We start from the raw sequence: 16,540 nt of genomic DNA on the forward strand, positions 1-16,540 counted from the left end.
ACGGCGGTGGGCGACTGCGCCAAGCCGCGCGCGCTCGAACTGTGGACCGCCGAGCCGCACGGCCCGATCAGCTGGGCGTTCCAGCCGCGCGAGCTGGTCAAGGCCCCCGCCCCGGCCGGCTCCACGCCGTGCACCGATCCCCGGCTGGTGTGGGACCTGGGCGAGATCGTCGAGAACGCCGTCACCGAGGGCCGCACGTCGCTGACCCTGGTCGCCCGCATCGGCCGCGACCACCAGGGCGACGTCGCCCACGGCCGCAGCCTGGGGATCGGCCCCGGGCTGGAAGTCACCTTCAACACCCCGCCGGGCACGCCCACCGGGCTCGCGCTGGACGACAGGCCGTGCGGCGCGGAGACCGTCACCGCGTCGCGCCAACCGTTCGCCAGTGCCCTGGCGTCCGACCCGGACCCCGGCGGCATCGACGGCCGACTGGCGTTCCGGCCGCTCGACGCGCCGGCCGAGCGCGTCGAGCACCCCGTCTACGGCGGCGGTGGCTCGCTGGGCGGCTACTTCCCGGCGGACGTGGTGCGCGACGGCCGGAAGTTCGCCTTCGCCGCCCGCGCCGAGGACGGCCACGCCGACTCCGCGTGGTCCGCGCCCTGCGTGTTCACCGCCGACTTCACCGCGCCCGCCAACGCCCCGGCCGTGACCTCCCCGGTGTACCGGGAGGACGCCGGCCCGCCCAGTGACGGCGGCGAGGGCGTCCCGGGCGAGTTCACCTTCGACGCCGGCGGCGACCAGGACGTGGTGGCGTTCGAGTACTCCGGCCACGCCGTGGGCAGCGGTCGCGTCTCCGCCGACCGGCCCGGCGGCACGGCGCGGATCACCACCACCCCGACCACCGACGGTCCGGTGTCCATCGAGGTCACCGGCGTCGACCGGGCCGGCAACCGCTCGCCGGTCCGCTCCTACCGGTACTGGATCCGCACCACGGCGCCGTACGTGCGGATGCCGCTGTTCGACCTGGGGGTGCCCTGGGACGTGGTGTTCACCGCGACCCAGGACGGCGCGACCTCGTTCGACTACCGGCTGGACGACGGCCCGGAGCGGACGGTGCCGGTCGACGCCGACCGCACGGGCCGGGTGGCGCTGACCTTCCTCGCCGGCCGGCGGGAGCACTCGCTCGCGGTGTGGACCGTCGACGCCGGCGGGGCCAAGTCGGGCATCGCCGACGAGGACATCTACGTCGAGCAGTACGAGCCGATCGTCGGCACGGACGCCTACGACCCGTTCGTCGGTGACCGGGTCGTGGTCACCGCGGCGAGCCTGCGGGACCGCCCCGACGTGGTGGCCTACGTCTTCCAGGTCCGCGACGGCGCGGAGGTGACGGTCCCGGTCGACGCGAACGGCGGCGCGACCTACGAGTACACCGTCACCGCCCCCGGCTCCCACCTCGTCCGCGCGGCCGGCGTCACCAGCACCGGCATCCGGTCGGGCTGGGGCGAGGACTGGTTCGAGGCCACGGCCCACGCACCGACCGTGGTCGGCACCGACTACCCGTCGGGGCAGGAGGCCGGCGGGCCCGGCGTCGAGGGCTCGTTCACGTTCTCGTCGCCGCGCCTGCCGGTGACGTCCTACCGGTACCGGTTCGACGGCGGCGAGGAGCACACCGTGGCAGCGGGCCCGGACGGCACCGCGACCGTCCGGTGGACGCCGAAGGCACCGGGACCGGGCACCCTGCGGGTGATCGGCGTGTCCGCGAGCGGTTTCGACAGCGAACCCGAGTACCGCTCGTTCGCGGTCAAGGCGCTGCCGCCGACGTCGACCAGCCCGCAGTACCCCGAGGGCGGGCCGTCGACGGGCCAGGTGGGCCGGCCGGTCGAGTTCGTCGCGACCCCGCACGTGGCCGGGTCGCACGAGGTGGTCCGGAGCGTCGGCTCCACCGAGTTCGTCGCGCCGGTCGGGCCGGACGGCACGGCGCGGTTCACCCACGTCCCGCAGTCGCAGGGCAACCTCGTGGTTCGGGTGTCGAGCCGCACGCCTGTGTGCCTCGAACGGCCGGCGCCTTTGTCCGGCCCGGTCACGGGGCGGCGGGCCGCTCCGGCGGTGGCTGGGGTTGGAGCGATTTCCACGTGAGTTCGGGTAATGCGCCACTGGTGATGCCGAGATCCGCACGGGCCTGGTCGTAGAACGCGTTGCGCAGGCGCATGGCATCGCGGTAGGCGTTCATGAACGCGGTCGCGTCGGGGTGGTCTTCGCGCAGGATGTGCTCCAAGCGCCACACCTGCTCGCTCCACGCCCGTGCGGCGGAGATCGTCGCGGGCTCGCCGAGCAGCAGGACGGTCTCCCACCGCGCGGCCCGCTGGGTCTCGGCCTCGGCCAGCGCCGTCAGCGGGGATTCGAGGTCGAGCGGCTGTCCCGTGGACAGCAGCCCGTTGGTCTCCGCGATCCGCCGGCACAGCCGGACCATGTGCTTGACCGCGTCGGCGTACTCGGAGTACGCGAGGAGGCGTTTGTCATCCCACCGCGTGGCCTGCGCGCGCCGCCAACGGGTCCGCTCGGTGGTGGAGGTGATGACGAACGTGGCGGCCGAGCCGAGCAGCACGCCGACGATGGTCAACACCTGCGCGACGATCGGGTTCACGGATCGAAGCCTGCCGGCTCACCGGGCGCCGCACGCGGAAATCGGCCGACGACCGTGCAAGTACAAATGGCGTGGAATAGGAGGTGGGGTGCCGGACCCGACGTCGAGCGGGTCACCGGCCGACGTGCGGCCGGACGCCTCGACCGGCGACCCGCTCTGTCGTGTCAGCTGCGGTGGACCGGCCGCACGACGGATCCCGTCACCACGCGGAGGGACGGGATCCCCACCAACGTCGCACGCTCAGGAGGAGCGGCGCTCGGAAGGATCGGGGTACACGTCGTTGACGCCGTCAAGGGCTTCGTACATGTCGTCGAGCGAGAGCTGCGGTGCGTTGGGGGTGGGTGTCCAGGTGTGGGTCGCCACGTAGTAGCCGGACAACTCCTCGTCCTGGTCGACCTGGACTTTCCGGGACTGCAACAGGCTGGATAAGTGACTCATCTTCCATCTCCTCGACTCGGTGTCCGGTGAGCCGGCCACGCCCGCTTCGCCGGAATTCGCCATTCCGCTCATAATGTCGCCCATCCGCATCATGATCACATTCGTGGCACAACTCGTAGCGGATGGTAGCACGAGAAAAGGCCGGTGTACACGCTAGTTGACATTCTTCGTCAGAAGGTGTGAATACTCCCACGTTCGAATGAAGCACTGATAACTGATTCGCGCGGCGTTGAGCAGCGCCAGGGCCACCGTGATCGCCCAGCCGAGATCGGTGACCCCGAGCAGTGAATTGCCGCCGGGGACGGCCACCCAACCGGTACCCTCGCCGCCGGTCTTGTGCAGCAGGAAAAGCGCGCTGCCGACCAGGGACAGCACGGCGGACGCGATGAGGCAGACCCGCGCGGAAAGCGTCCCCTCCAACAACTTCCGGGACGGCGCGTCGAAGCCCAGCCAGGTGGCCGCCAGAGCGGGAAAAGCGAGCAGGAACGCCGGCGCGTCGGTGTCCGGAGCGCTCGTCCGCGAGTTCACGTAACCGACCAGCCAGAGGATCGCGAACGCGGCGACGGCGGTCACCGCCGCCCGCATCACCGACCCGGGCGGCACTTCGAAGAAGCGCAGGCGGATGAGCGGCCTCTCGCCGGCCTCAAGGGCCGGCAGGTAGCGGCAGTAGAAGTGGGCGTGGGGTTGTCCGAGGCGCCTGCGGAAGCGGCAGTGCGGGGGTGTGGGCGCCTTTTCCGCCCGACGTCCCACCACGCCGTCGAGGCCGACCGTTTCCTGGAGCGCGAGGTAGAGGTCGTCAGGGGCGTGTACGTGCAGGTGGTAGCTCTCGCAGGTGGCCGCGTTGGCGATGTCGAGGTGCAGCGCGACGGGCCGCGCGCCGACGAGCAACCGGAAGTAGCCGCCCACCGACCGGTTCTTCCCGGCCGACGGCCCGCTCAGCTTCACCTCGGGCGTCAGGGTCAGCTGGTACTTGAACCGGTGGCGCTTGGCGACCGGCCCGTCGACCGAGGCCACGATGGCGAAGTTCATGCTCAACTGCCGCACGAAGAGGCCGGCCAGGTCGCGCGTGCTCGGGCTCGCGACCACCAGCTTCTCGATCGCCTCGGCCCCGCTGAAGTCGGGGGGCGCGGGGTTGCGGGTGTCGTGGCGGTGCACGATGCACTGCAACGCCAGCAGCTCCGCTTCCGCCGTGCCCGCCGGCAGCTCCTCGCCCAGGGGCAGCCGGTGGGTGCTGAGCAGCAGGACGTGCAGCACCTCGGCCGCCAGGCTGAGGTACTGGCGGTACGAGAGCCACTGCGTCTCGTCGCTGTTGCCCTCGTAGATGTGGAAATCGTCCAGCAGGTCGCCCTTCTTGTTGATGACGACCGGCAGGTAGACGTGCTCCTTGTGATTCCTGCCCAGCAAGCGCTTCGGGATGTCGATGTCGACCGTGGTCAGCTTCTTGAGGGTGCGGCGTTCCGGCGTGTACTCCTCCACGATCCGGCGGCGGAACTGCTCGGGTCGCACCACGGCGGCGGCGAAGATCACCGCCTCGTGGGGCTTCAGCTCGGCCGGCTTGCGCACTTCTTCGCGCAGCGACCGGGCCCGGTCCGCGGGCACCTGGTGGAACTCGAACGGCTTGGCCGGCTTGGCCAGGAACGGACGCCGGTGGAAGACCTCGGTGTGCAGGCGCAGCAGCACCACGGAGGCGATGACCAGCAGGGCGAGTATCGGCCATCCGTCGCCCGCGTGGGCCGTCACCGAGGAAACGACCAGCGCGTCGCCGATGGCCAAGAATAAGAGGATCACTATCGACATCCACTTGAACACGCTTCTCAACGCCCACACCCCGGTCGGTCGCAGCGGCACTTTCCGTTTTGCTGCCTGTCGGCACGCGACCCGGAGGTGTTAGCCGCCCGATTGCCCGCCACCTGAGTGGAGTAGCCCGCTTTAGGGCATTGACCGGAACGTGGCCCAGCCGATTCGCGACCGTGACCGGAAATCGAGGTTCGCGCGGACCGGCCGCAATAAGTGGATCGGCCGGGCATCGAACGCCGTCCGCACATCGGCGGAATTGATTGATCCACACTTCCCGGACCGCGGGCGCGGGCCTTCCGGTGGCGTCACCGGAAGGCCCGCGCGTGATCGGTCGGCCGCCGTTATTCCACGATCGTGAAGTTGTACGAACGGACGGTGGACGTCGACCCGTCCGCGTAGCGCGCCGTGACGCGCAGGACGTAACCGGCGTAGGAGGGCGGGGCGTAGGTGATGCTCGCCGCGCCGCCCACGGCCGCCACGGTGTACTCGGTCCCCCGCCGGCGGTTGATGTCGAAGCGGTAGGTGTACTCCACCACCTCGGCCCGGCCGGTGAAGGTGAACGTGCCCGGCGTGCCCGGCACCGCCGGGTAGAAGCCCTCCGGGTACTCGGCCGACACCACCGACGGCTGGTCGACGACCTCGAACCGGTAGGTCGTGGCGGCGGACACCGCGCCCGCTGCCATCCGGCTGGTCACCACGATCGACTGGTCACCGGCGTGCGCCGGGGTGAAGCGGACCGTCGCGGTGCCGTCCGGGCCGACCGGCACGGTCGTCGTGGCACCGTCCACTGTGTACTGGAACTCCACCGCGCCCGGCCGGTTCGCGGTGAACGTGAGCGCGCCCTCGCGCCACGGCGAGGTCTGCCCCGCCGGGAAGTCCGCCGAGGTGACACCGGGGTTGTCCACCACCCGGAACTGGTGGGTCGTGTGGCTCGACTCCGCGCCCGACGCGGTCCGGCTGGTCACCTTCAGGTACTGGTCACCGGCGTGCGTCGGCGTCAAGCGGACCGTCGCGGTGCCGTCCGGGCCGACCGGCACGGTCATCGCGACACCGTCCACTGTGTACTGGAACTCCACCGCGCCCGGCTGGTTGGCGCTGAACGTGAGCGCGCCCTCGCGCCACGGGCGCCCCTGCCCGTACGGGAAGTCCGCCGAGGTGACGTCCGGGTTGTCGTGCACCGACCACCCTGCCGAGCCCACCGCCGTCCAGGTGCCGGCAGCGTTGCGGGCACGGGCGCGCAGCACCAGGTTCCCGGTGCGGTCGGCGGTGTGCGCGACGGTGGTGACGCCGCCGGCGTCGGCCGCGACGGTGTACTTCACCGAAGGCGCGTGGTCGAACCAGTACTCGTACTCGGTCGGCGACACCATGCCGGTGGCGAAGGTGAACGTGGCCGGACGGGCGGGCGAGTCGCCGACGATCCCGATGCGCGGTGCCGCGCCGTCGACGTGGATCTCCACGGACCGCGTCTCCGACACCGCTCCGGCGGCGTTAGTGCTGCGCACCCGCAGCGCGGTGACGGAGTTCGCGTCGGTGTCGACCGGCGACCAGGTGAAGCTGCCCGTGCCGTCCGCCCCGGCGGGCACGGTCACCGGCGTCGAGTCCGGGCCGTTCCAGCGGGAGAACCAGTAGGTGTACGACACCGCACCCGTCTGACGCGGCTGGAGCGCGAACCGGACCGACGACCCGACGAGCACCGCGCCCTCGCGGGTGACCACCGGCGCGTTGTCCACCGTGAACCGGTACTCGCGTTCGGGCGAGGAGACACCGTCGGCGGACGTGCTGCGGACCTTGAGCACGTTGTGCCCACCGTGGGACGGCGTGTAGGTGATGCGCGCCTTGCGGTTCGCGTCGGCCACGACCGTCGTCTCCGGACCGTCGTCCACGCGGTAGGTGTAGCTCGCCACGGAGGTCAGGTTCGAGGAGAAGTCGAACCAGCCGGGCACGCCCACACCACCGCTGGGGTTGACGCCCTGGTCCGAGTACAGGTCCGAGAACACGAACGGCCGGTTCTCCAGGACCTCGAACGAGTACGACTCGCCCGACTGCGAACGGTTGCCCGCGCGGTCCACGGCGTTCACCGTGACGTAGTCGTAGCCCGACCGGGCCGGGGTGTAGGTGATCGTCGCCGGACCACCGGGCACGGCGGGGACGACCGTGGACCACTGCGTCGCGTCCATGAACCGGTACTCGTACGCGACGACGTCGTCCGAGGTCGTGGTGAAGGTGAAGGCACCGGGCACGCCGTAGCCGCCGCCGCGCGTCGAGCCGCGCGGGTAGACCGGGGAGGACGTGGTCGGCGCTGCGGGCTTGGTGCGGTCGATCGTGAAGTAGCACGGCGTGGTTTCGGCGGAGGCGGCGGTGCCGTCGAGGGCCCGCACCGTCCACGCGTGCGTGCCGTCCACGGCCAACGCCCAGTCGTTGGCCTGTGCGACGACCGTGCCGTCCGCGCCGGCGGGCGCTTGGAGCGTCTCCCGCGCGGCGGGGTCCGCGACCGGCCAGTGCGCGAACTCGGCGGTCAGCGCGTCGCCCGGGTCGGGATCGCTCAGCCGCGCGGTGAGCACGAGGCGTTGCGCGTCGTTGAGCCGCTCGGGGTTGAGGTAGGTGCCCGGCGCGGTCGCCGCGCAGCCCGGGTCGGGCGCGATCCGGTGGCCGGTCGGCGTCGCGGGCGGGCGGTTGTGGGTGACCACGAGCTTGAGGTCGTCGGCGACGGCTCGGCCGTAGGCCCGGTCGGGTTCGTGGGCGCGCGGCACGCGCAGTCCCAGGGTGATCGAGTCGTCGCCGCGCCGCACGGCCGCGGTGATCGCGGCGGTGAGGTCGGCGTCGACCGACGCCGGGCACTGGCCGTCGACCGGGCCGGCGGTGGCCAGGAGTTCCCGTTCGCGCGGTGGGAGCAGCCACGACGAGCGCGCGGTGAGCGCGTCGGTCCGCCACACCTGGAGGGAGCGGACGGCGCAGCTCGCCGCACGGGTCTCCCGGCCGGAGAGCGCGGCGGACAGCACGGTGGCTCCGTCGAACGCGGTGAGGTCGAAGCGGAAGTACGAACGGCTGACGTGCCACCCGTTGCCCGCGCCGATCGGCGCGTCGCCCTGGTGGCCGAGGTGCGCGCGCAGTGGCGTGGCGCGGTCCACGTATCCCCACTGTGCCCGGGTGACGGTGGTGGTCGGCACGTGGTCGTCGGCCGCCGCCGGCGCGGCGGCGAAGACGGTGAGCGCGGTGCTCAGCAACCCCGTCACGCCGACCGCGAGCACGGTTCTTCGCCAGGTCGTCATGGGTTCTCCCCTGATCTCGGGTCCACTGGGGGAAGATCATGACAACGGGACCGCCGGTTCACGCCGTGGTTTTCACCGAACGTCCACAACACCGGCCGGCGGGCGGCCTCGGCTCCGGGCTCCGGGGTCCGTCCGGCCGGGTGTTCACGGTGTGGAGCCGAGGGCGCACAGCGCGGCGATCCCCGGCGGGTGGTCGGGTTCGCGGTCGGTCCTCCACTCCCACGGCGCGACGAGCCCCGGCGGGACGAGGTCGAGCCCGGCGAGCCACGTGGCGATGGTCGCGGGCGGTCGCGGGATCCGCGGGGGCAGCGCGGTCTCGGGGTGTCCGGTCTCGGGGTGTCCGGCGTCGGGGTGGGTCGTCGTGACGTGGGTCAGGGCGATGGCGCTCCCCGGCGCGACGGCGTCGAGGTAGCCGCCGAGGACGCCGCCGGGGTCCTCGGCGAGGGTGTCGAGGATGTCGACGGCGAGGATGCCGACCGGGCGGTCGAGGTCGAGCAGGCGCCGGGTCCGGGGGTGCCCCAGGACGGTGCCCGGTCGGCGCAGGTCGGCCTCGACCACGGTGGCGGTGGCGGTGTCGTCGAGGATGAGGCGGGTGTGGGCGACGGTGGTGGGGTCGTTGTCGACGTAGACGACGGGGATGGTCCGGTCGTGGGCGTGGGCGACGTGGTGGGTGGGGGTGGTGGTCGGCAGCCCGGACCCGAGGTCGAGGAACTGCCGGATCCCGGTCGTGATCATGTGCCCGGTCGCGCGGTGCAGGAACGCGCGGTTGTGGCGCAGCAGGTCGCGCAGGCCGGGCCGGTGGCCGAGGGCGAGGTCCGCGGCGTCGCGGTCGAGGGCGGTGTTGAGGGTTCCGCCGAGCAGCCAGTCGTGGATGCGGGCGGCGTTGGGGTGGTCGAAGTCGGGCGGTGCGGGTCTGTCCGGGTCCTGGGGCACGGTCGGTCCTCCGGGGCGCGGTGTGCTGGCGACGGTCGGGTCGCTCCTCCATGGTCGCGGTGTGCGGCCGGTGGCGGGACGTGGTGGCCGGTCTGGTCTGCCGTGGTTCCGGTTCGTTTCACCCTGCCGGCGTCCTCGGGTATCGCGAGGGTGGTGTCTTTAGTACAGGGCACATCGCATATGGGCACATTCGGGTGAACCTGCCGTGTCGGGCACGGACATCGGAGCGTCGGGGGACCCGTAGTGGGTGTGCGCCCATCACGGGCGTGCCTGGTCCCGCTGCGAGAGGGTTGAGTGTTGCTGCCCCAGGAAACGATCACGGTGGGTCTCCGCCGGTGTGCGGTGGTGAGGTCGACAGGTCCGCGGGTCTGTCGGCGCGCCGCCCGGCCGGGCCGGGGTGCCCGCCGTGCGGCGACCGGCCCCGGTGCTCCCGGGTCGGTCGCGAACGGCCGCCGTCGGCCGGTGACGGCACCGGGCGACGGCTGTGGTGCACGGCGGACACCGCCGCGGGTGGTTGCCGGCGCGGGGACGGGCCGGGGCGACAGTCCGTGACGCGTGCTCGCCCGCAGGGCCCCGACGACGAGGCCCGCGCAACGCAGGAGTTCGATCGGTTCTTCCGGGCGCACGTCGACGCCGTCCGACGGCACATCCGCTGGCTGGACCAGGACGTGGACGACGAGGCGGTCGCCGACGACGCGTTCCTCACGACGTGGCAGCAGTGGCGGTCCCTGGAGGACCCGAGGAAGTTCGTGTACGCCGCGGCCCGCCACGGTGTCCTCAATGGACGGAGGAAGGCCAAGAGGCAGGCGGTCCCGGTGGACCCGGACGACGGGCACGTCGCGATGGTGCCGCCGACGGCGGACGGGTACGCGCGGTGGGAACTGCTCGAAGCCCTCGACGAGGTCGAGTTGCTGCCTCGGCACCTGCGCAACGCGCTCAAGCTCGACGCGTTCGGGTTAAGCACCGCGGAGATCGCCGAGGAGATCGGGTGCAGCAAGAGGACGGTGTCGACCTATCTGTCGGAAGCACGTCAACGGCTGACCACCGACGACGGCGACGACCGCGCGGGTGGGAAGGGCCGTTCGGGGGGCCGTGGTCCGGGGGGACGACAGAACAGGGGTGACGTGTGATGTGGCGGCGGGTCGCGTACAGGATTCCGGGTACCAGGGCCTACAGGAAGTGGCGGACCGTGCGGGCGGCGCTGCGGTGGCGTGCGCGGTCGGGGCCGCCCGCGCCGAGCAGCGCGGAGGACAAGGACGCCGCCCTGCAACGGATTCTCGCGCGGGCGGCGCGGGAGCGGGAGGACGCGGCCGAGTCCGCAACCGCGCCGGGTCCGGAGGGCGGCGCGGAGCCGGCCACGGCCCAGGCGGTGCGGCGGTGGGCGCGGGCGCTGGGGTCCAACAGCGCCCTGGTGCAGTCGACCGGCGAGGTGGAGGCGCTGCTGACGAGCTTCGCCGAATCGCTGGAGCGGCAGGCGACCGGCGGCAACCCCGGGCAGTGGCCCGCGCAGCGGATCGGGCGGGAACTCGCGCTCGGGCTGAAGGTCACCGCCCACTCGTTCCAGGACATGCTCGAACTGGTGGTGCCGTGGCTGGAGACGCTGCGCGGCGCGGGCGTCGGCCGGCGCGCGAGCGTCCTGGCCGGTCTCGCCGGCGGCTTCGGGGACGGCGCCCGCGAACGGGCGTTGGACGAACAGCTGTTCATGGCCAAGGCGTGGGCGGCGGTGCCGCGACGGCCCGCCGCGACGGCACCGGCACGCCCCGGGTCCGCGAGCCCCCCGGCGTCGGGTCCCGGCTCGGCGGTGGACCGCGCCCGGCCGGCGTGCGTGCTGGACCGCACGGGTGCCGTCCTGCACGCCAACGCCGCGCTGTACGCGATCCTGCGGCTGCCGACCGGCCGGCAGGAGCGCTTCGACTTCCACCGCCACCTGGCGCGCGACCGCGACCGGGCGACGCTGGAACGGGTGCTGGCCGACGCCGAAGCCGACGGCACGCGCGACGCCGACGTGACGCTGACCGGCCCGGACGGGCAGGTCGCGGCCGAGGTCGCGATCACCGCGACGCGGCAGGCGGACGGCACGTTCCACGTGGTCCTGCACGACGTCACCGCGGAACGCATGTGGCGGCAGGCGTTGCTGCCCGACAACGACCACGACGAGGTCACGCGGCTGCCGGAACAGCGCAACTTCCTGCACCGCGTCCAGGCCGCGATCGACAGGGCCGACCGCAGCGCCACGCTGGGGCTGTGCACGCTGCGGTTGCGCGAGCTGGGCACGCTCACCCGGCTGTACGGGCCCGACGTCCGCGACCGGATCGCCACGACCGTCGCCGCCCGCATCACCGCCGCCGTCGTGGACATGCCGACGGCGGCGGTCGTCGGCAGGCTCGACCGGGACACCTTCTCCGTCCTGGTCACCGACCGGCACGGCTGGCACGGCGTCACCGACACCGTGCGCCGCCTGGTGGCGTGGGTGTCGGAACCGATGTGGATCGACGGCCAGGAACTGGTGCTGTCCCCGGCGGCCGGGGTGGCCGAGGTCCGGCGGGGCACGAACGCGGGCCAGCTGCTGGCCCAGGCCCAGGTGGCGCTGCACTCGGACAGCACGTCCCGGCCGCGCTGGCGGGTGGTGCGCGCCGGCATGGGCAACACCGAGGTCGCGCACCTGCTCGCCGGGCTGCCCGACGCGCTGGAACGCGACGAGATCGTGGTCGCCTACACCCCCATCGTCCGCCTCAGCGACGGGCTCGTGGTCGGCGCGGAGGCCAGCACGTGGTGGCAGCGCCCCGACGGCACCCGCCGGCAGGTCGACGACCTGGTGGCGTTGGCCGACGACATCGGGCTGGCCCTGCGGTGGGGCCCGTGGATCCTGCACCGGGTGCTGAACCAGGCGGCCCGCTGGCGCCGGGCGCTGGGCGAGGCGGCGCCCCGCATCACCGTCAACGTGCCCCGCCGCCTCGCCCGCGACCGGGACCTGATCGGCCACGTGAAATCGGCCCTGACCGCGGCCGGGGTGTCCGGCTCGCAGCTCATGCTCGGGATGACCCACGGCGCGGTCGCCGACGAGCACGGCCGCCCCCAGGAGAACCTCGTCCAGCTGGGCGGCATCCCGGTCCCGGTCGCGCTGGAAGGGCTCGGCATCGACTCCGCCCGCTACGACACCCTGACCAGGCTCCCCCTGGCCTCGGTGGTCATCCCGCCCCAGCTGACCCAGGCGCTGGACGGTCCCCCCACCGAGGCCAGCAGGCGGTCCGTGGCCAAGCACCTCATCCGGATGGGCAGATCGGTCAGCCGCGAGGTCACCGTCCAGGGGGTGTCCACCACCGTCCAACGCGACACCGCGCTGGACCTCGCCGCGACCTACGGGCAGGGCGACCTGTACGGCGGCCCCCAGACCCCCGAGGACATCGAACACCTCGTCACCGACCGGCCGATCGCCGTGTGACCGCCCGCCGACCCCGGCCGGTACCCGCCGCCACCGGCCGGTCGCGGCAGCCACCCCACCTCCCCCGACGACTCCGGAGACCTCCTCCCATGGCCCACCGACCACCCGACGCCACGCCACCGGCCGCCTCCACCGCCAACCAGGCCACCGGCGACCACACGGCGCTGCTGCTCCAGATCGGCACCGTCAACGGCCCCGTCGCCGTCCACGGCGAGCCCGCCCTGCCCGCCACCGGCCTGGTGTCCACCGCGCCGCCCGTCGAACGGGCACCCGGCCCGCTGCACGGCCGCGACCCCCTCCTGGACACCCTCACCGACACGGTCCTGCGCCACGACGGCACCACCATCGCCCTGCACGGCTGCGGCGGCAGCGGCAAGACCGCGCTCGCCCTCGCCCTGGCCGCACGGCTGGCCGACCACGGCCAGGTGCGCGTGTGGTGGGTCGACGCCACCACCGACCGGACCCTCTCGGCGGGCTTCCGCGAGATCGCCCTCGACGCGGGCGCACCCGTCGACCAGGTGATCGCCGCCTGGTCGGGCACCCGCTCGCCGATCGGCGTCCTGTCCGACGCCCTCGCCGCCACACCCCTGCACACGCTCGTGGTCCTGGACAACGCCGACGACACCCGCACCGTCACGCCGTGGCTGCCCGCCCTGCGCCGGCACGCCGGGACGGTGCTGATCACCACCCGCGACGGCCAGCCCGACACCTGGCCGCCCGACACCCGGCTGCACCACCTCGGCCCGCTGGCCGACCGGCACGCCGCCGACATGCTGTGCGCGCTCGCGCCCGACGCCGGAACCCGCGACCAGGCCCTGCGGCTGGGCCGCACCCTGGGCGGGCTGCCGCTGGCCTTACACCTCGCCGGCCGCTACCTGGCCGCCGCCGCCCGCCGCCCGCCCGTGTCCGGCGTCGACCTGCCGCTGGACTTCGACCACTACCGCCACGTGTTCGCCACCCAGTTCCCCCACGTCGACCACCTGCACCGGCTCGGCGGCCGGCTGGACGACCGCACCCTGCTCACCCGGACCTGGGAACTCACCCTCGACCTGCTGACCGACCTGGGCCTGCCGCACGCCCGCCCGCTGCTGCGCTGGCTCGCGGGCTTCGCCCCCGCACCGCTGCCCAGCACCGTCGTCAACGCCGACATCCTGGCCCGCTCGCCGAAGTTCCCGGCGGTCACCGGCATCGACGTCGTGCGCACCGTCGCCGCCCTCAACGACTTCGGGCTGCTGGACGAGACCACGTTCCACGACCCGCGCGCGTCCACCGCCTCCACCCGCTGCCTGCTCCTGCACCCGGTGATCCGCGAGGCCAACCGCCACCAGCCCGACCTGGACGACGCGCCGCACCCCTACCTCGCGCTGTGCGTCGCGGTCCTCGACGGGGCCACCACCCACCTCACCGTCACCGACCCCGCCCACCTGTCGCACTGGGCCGCGCTCGCCCCGCACTGCGAACACATCGTCGACCACATCGCCCGCCGCGACGACCTGCCCGACACCTGGGAGCTGCTCGCCACCAAGCTCACCCGCACCATAGCCGTGCTGGCCCACCTCACCGGGGCCCACGCCCGCGCCCACACCCTGTTCGCCCACGTGCTCGACACCCGCCGACGCCACCTCGGCGACCACCACCCCGACGTCCTGACCCTGCACCGCGACATCGCCTGGCTGCGCTTCACCCGCAACCCGCGCACCACCCCCGACCACACCCGGCGCAGCCACACCGAGTTCACCGACCTCGTGCGGCGGTGCGCCGCCCACCTCGGCGACCACCACCCGCTCACCCAGTCCTGCCGATTCGACCTCGCCTGGATCACCGCCGCCGCCACGCCCCACGCCCACCCCGACGTGGTCGACGGGTTCCGCGCCGTCGTCCACGCCGAACGACAAGCCCTGGGCCACAACGACCTCAGCGGCCTCGCCGCGCAGACCACCCTCGTCGCCCGGCTGTGGCACCACGCCCACGAGACCCGGCGGCCGACCGACCTCGACACCCTCGACGCCGAGTTCCGCCACCTGCTCGCCATCCTGACCGAGATCGGGCGCCACCCGGAGGTCCACGACGCGCTGCCGATCCCCTACGAGCAGCTCACGACCACGACGGCCACCATGTACCAGCGGTTCCGCCAATGGCGACAACACCCGGCCACCACGTAGGCCCGGCCCGACGTCGGACGGCAGGACGCACACCGTCCACAGTGGACACCAGCGGCCGACGAGGAACCGAAGCCCGAGCCCGGTCCCGACGGTCCGGCTCGCCACGCGGTCGGTGAACCGGGCAAGGCCCGGCCGGGTCGAAGCCCACCGACGAGGGCGGGGTGCTCCGGCAGTCGACCAAGAGGCTGCCGGAATCGGCCAGGCAGGCGAGTTCACCGACCACCCGGGCTACGACAGGCACGATCCGGCCTGTCGCGGGACGGGGTGGGCGCGAAGTACCGGCCGCACGTGCCCACCGAGCTGGGCGACCGCGCGGTCGAGGCCGGGGGCCGTTTCCCTGCGAGCGGGCCGTACTTCCTTTCCTACGAGTGGATTCCGGTACCGGTGAGGTTGGCGCTGTGCGACTCCGCCAGCTCCGCCAGGACTTCGACGAAGCGGGTGCGCAAGGCCGCGCAGTCGTCCTCGGAGTCGCCGATGAAGGTTGCGCCGATCTTGCCGAAGGGCCGCAACGCCGTCCACAGGTGCGGGACGACGCCGCGAGCGCGTTGCGGGTCGAAGCGGAGGTCGGGCGTGGTCTCCAGCCGGGCGATCAGCGCCTCCGGCGGGATCGCCCGGTAGGCGGGGTCGATCAGCCCGTCGGTCGACTCGTAGGCGACCGGCGATCCCAGGTGGGTGAGCGTGCCGTCGGGGTGCCAGGTGCCCGACACCAGGGCGCGGACCGTCCGGTTGGGGTGGGTGGTCCCGGTCTGCCGCAGGTTGATCTCCAGCGCGCGCAGGTCCCAGTCGCCGGGGGCGGTCTCCAGCGCGAGGAAGTCGACGCCGACGTGGCCCCGGACGCCGGCCTCCACCAGTTCCCCCACCACCGCCCTGGACATCTCGATGATCGGCGAGCGGTACTCGGCGGCGGCGGGGAAGCGGCCGCCGGTGAAGTCGAGTTCCCCGCCCATGACCTGGTCGTGGGTGCCCAGCAGGCGGACGTCGACCCGCCCCTTCGAGCGGTCGACGAAGAACAGCGTGCTGGGCGTGCGGACCCGGCCTTCGCCCGGCGGTCGCACGAACTGCTCCAGGATCGCGCCCTCGACCGTGACGTGGTGCAGGAAGTCCGCGCGGGAGATGTTCTTGGCCATCGGCACGAGCCGGTTCTCCAGCTCGGCCAGGACGGCGGCGGGGTCCTCGGCGTCGACGGTGAGGGCCGCGTTCCCGTGCCCCGTGCCGAAACCCTCGTTGATCTTCACCAGCCAGTGCCGGGCGCCGTGCCGCCGGAACAGGCCGGCCGCCTGGGCGGCCAGCTCGGCGAGGTCGCGGACGACCTGGTACGTGCCCGGCGGGTGGGCGACGCCCGCCGACCGGAACGCCCGCCGGCTGCCCTCCTTGGTCCCCCACGCCAAGGTCGCGCTCGGCGTCTCGACCAGCCCCAGCCCCAGGGCGTCGGCGACGGCGTCCATCCGCGCGCTGGACTGGTAGCAGGACAGGTCGTCCACCCGCTGCCCGCGCGCGCGGGCAGCGGCGACCAGTTCGCGGAGCCGGGCCAGGACGTGCGGCCGGGCGAGCAGCTTCTCGCTCAGGTGGACTTCGGCGTCGTCGTCGATCCCGACCAGCAGGTGCCGCTGACGGCGGTCCGCGATGGCCGGGTCGCTGCCCGGACGCAGGCCGAGCAGGTGGCGCACCACCGGATCGGGCACCGGCGGTGCCTGGAGCATGACCAGCGCGAGGTTCGGGTCCTGGGCGACGGCCAGCGACTCCCAGAGGCCGCGCGCCCCGGACAGCCAGCGCCCGACGCCGTGCGACATCTCCTCGCGGGTGAACTCCTGGGAGGGGCAGCACACCCGCAGCGCGAGTTCCGGCCGGCCGGCCAGGTAGCGGTCGAACCGGTCGATGCGGTCGAGGACGTCGTCGTCGAACATGCTCGGTGGAT

At 73.1% G+C, this 16,540-nt stretch carries 10 protein-coding genes; 4 read left to right on the forward strand and 6 right to left on the reverse strand.

The features are described 5' to 3' along the window. The first annotated feature begins 6 nt into the window (after positions 1-6). Positions 7-2,076, forward strand: a complete 2,070-nt coding sequence (locus tag AC0HI0_RS15530; RefSeq protein WP_480933059.1) for a hypothetical protein — start codon at positions 7-9, stop codon at positions 2,074-2,076. Here the strand turns inward: AC0HI0_RS15530 and AC0HI0_RS15535 are convergent. From AC0HI0_RS15535 to AC0HI0_RS15555, 5 genes are all read right to left on the reverse strand, one after another. Then, a complete protein-coding gene (locus tag AC0HI0_RS15535) occupies positions 2,021-2,584 on the reverse strand; it encodes a hypothetical protein (protein ID WP_480933060.1) in 564 nt (187 codons plus the stop codon). The genes AC0HI0_RS15530 and AC0HI0_RS15535 overlap by 56 nt on opposite strands. Before the next feature lie 240 nt (positions 2,585-2,824). Next, complete coding sequence (locus AC0HI0_RS15540; protein WP_480933061.1) at positions 2,825-3,022, reverse strand: hypothetical protein; 198 nt, start codon at positions 3,020-3,022, stop codon at positions 2,825-2,827. A gap of 153 nt (positions 3,023-3,175) precedes the next feature. Further along, the gene (locus AC0HI0_RS15545; RefSeq protein WP_480933062.1) at positions 3,176-4,840 is read right to left on the reverse strand and encodes a hypothetical protein; all 1,665 of its coding nucleotides are present in this window, start codon (positions 4,838-4,840) and stop codon (positions 3,176-3,178) included. Positions 4,841-5,160: 320 nt separating this feature from the next. Next, complete coding sequence (locus AC0HI0_RS15550) at positions 5,161-8,088, reverse strand: hypothetical protein (RefSeq protein WP_480933063.1); 2,928 nt, start codon at positions 8,086-8,088, stop codon at positions 5,161-5,163. 144 nt (positions 8,089-8,232) lie between these two features. Further along, entirely contained in the window at positions 8,233-9,021 is a 789-nt protein-coding gene (locus tag AC0HI0_RS15555) for an SAM-dependent methyltransferase (protein WP_480933064.1), read from the reverse strand. Positions 9,022-9,569: 548 nt separating this feature from the next. Between AC0HI0_RS15555 and AC0HI0_RS15560 the strand changes: the two genes are divergently transcribed. The 3 genes from AC0HI0_RS15560 (at position 9,570) to AC0HI0_RS15570 (ending at position 14,625) form a co-directional block, all read left to right on the forward strand. Continuing rightward, complete coding sequence (locus AC0HI0_RS15560; RefSeq protein WP_480933065.1) at positions 9,570-10,151, forward strand: RNA polymerase sigma factor; 582 nt, start codon at positions 9,570-9,572, stop codon at positions 10,149-10,151. A 59-nt stretch (positions 10,152-10,210) separates the two neighbouring features. Further along, positions 10,211-12,463: an EAL domain-containing protein gene (locus tag AC0HI0_RS15565; protein WP_480933066.1), complete on the forward strand. Its 2,253-nt coding sequence runs from the start codon at positions 10,211-10,213 to the stop codon at positions 12,461-12,463. A gap of 89 nt (positions 12,464-12,552) precedes the next feature. Beyond that, a complete protein-coding gene (locus AC0HI0_RS15570) occupies positions 12,553-14,625 on the forward strand; it encodes a hypothetical protein (RefSeq protein ID WP_480933067.1) in 2,073 nt (690 codons plus the stop codon). A 362-nt stretch (positions 14,626-14,987) separates the two neighbouring features. Here the strand turns inward: AC0HI0_RS15570 and AC0HI0_RS15575 are convergent, their stop codons facing one another. Then, positions 14,988-16,529, reverse strand: coding sequence for a peptide ligase PGM1-related protein (locus tag AC0HI0_RS15575; RefSeq protein WP_480933068.1), 1,542 nt, complete (start codon positions 16,527-16,529; stop codon positions 14,988-14,990). Positions 16,530-16,540 lie beyond the last annotated feature (11 nt).

Source organism: Saccharothrix sp. NBAS 001 (genome assembly GCF_056640475.1).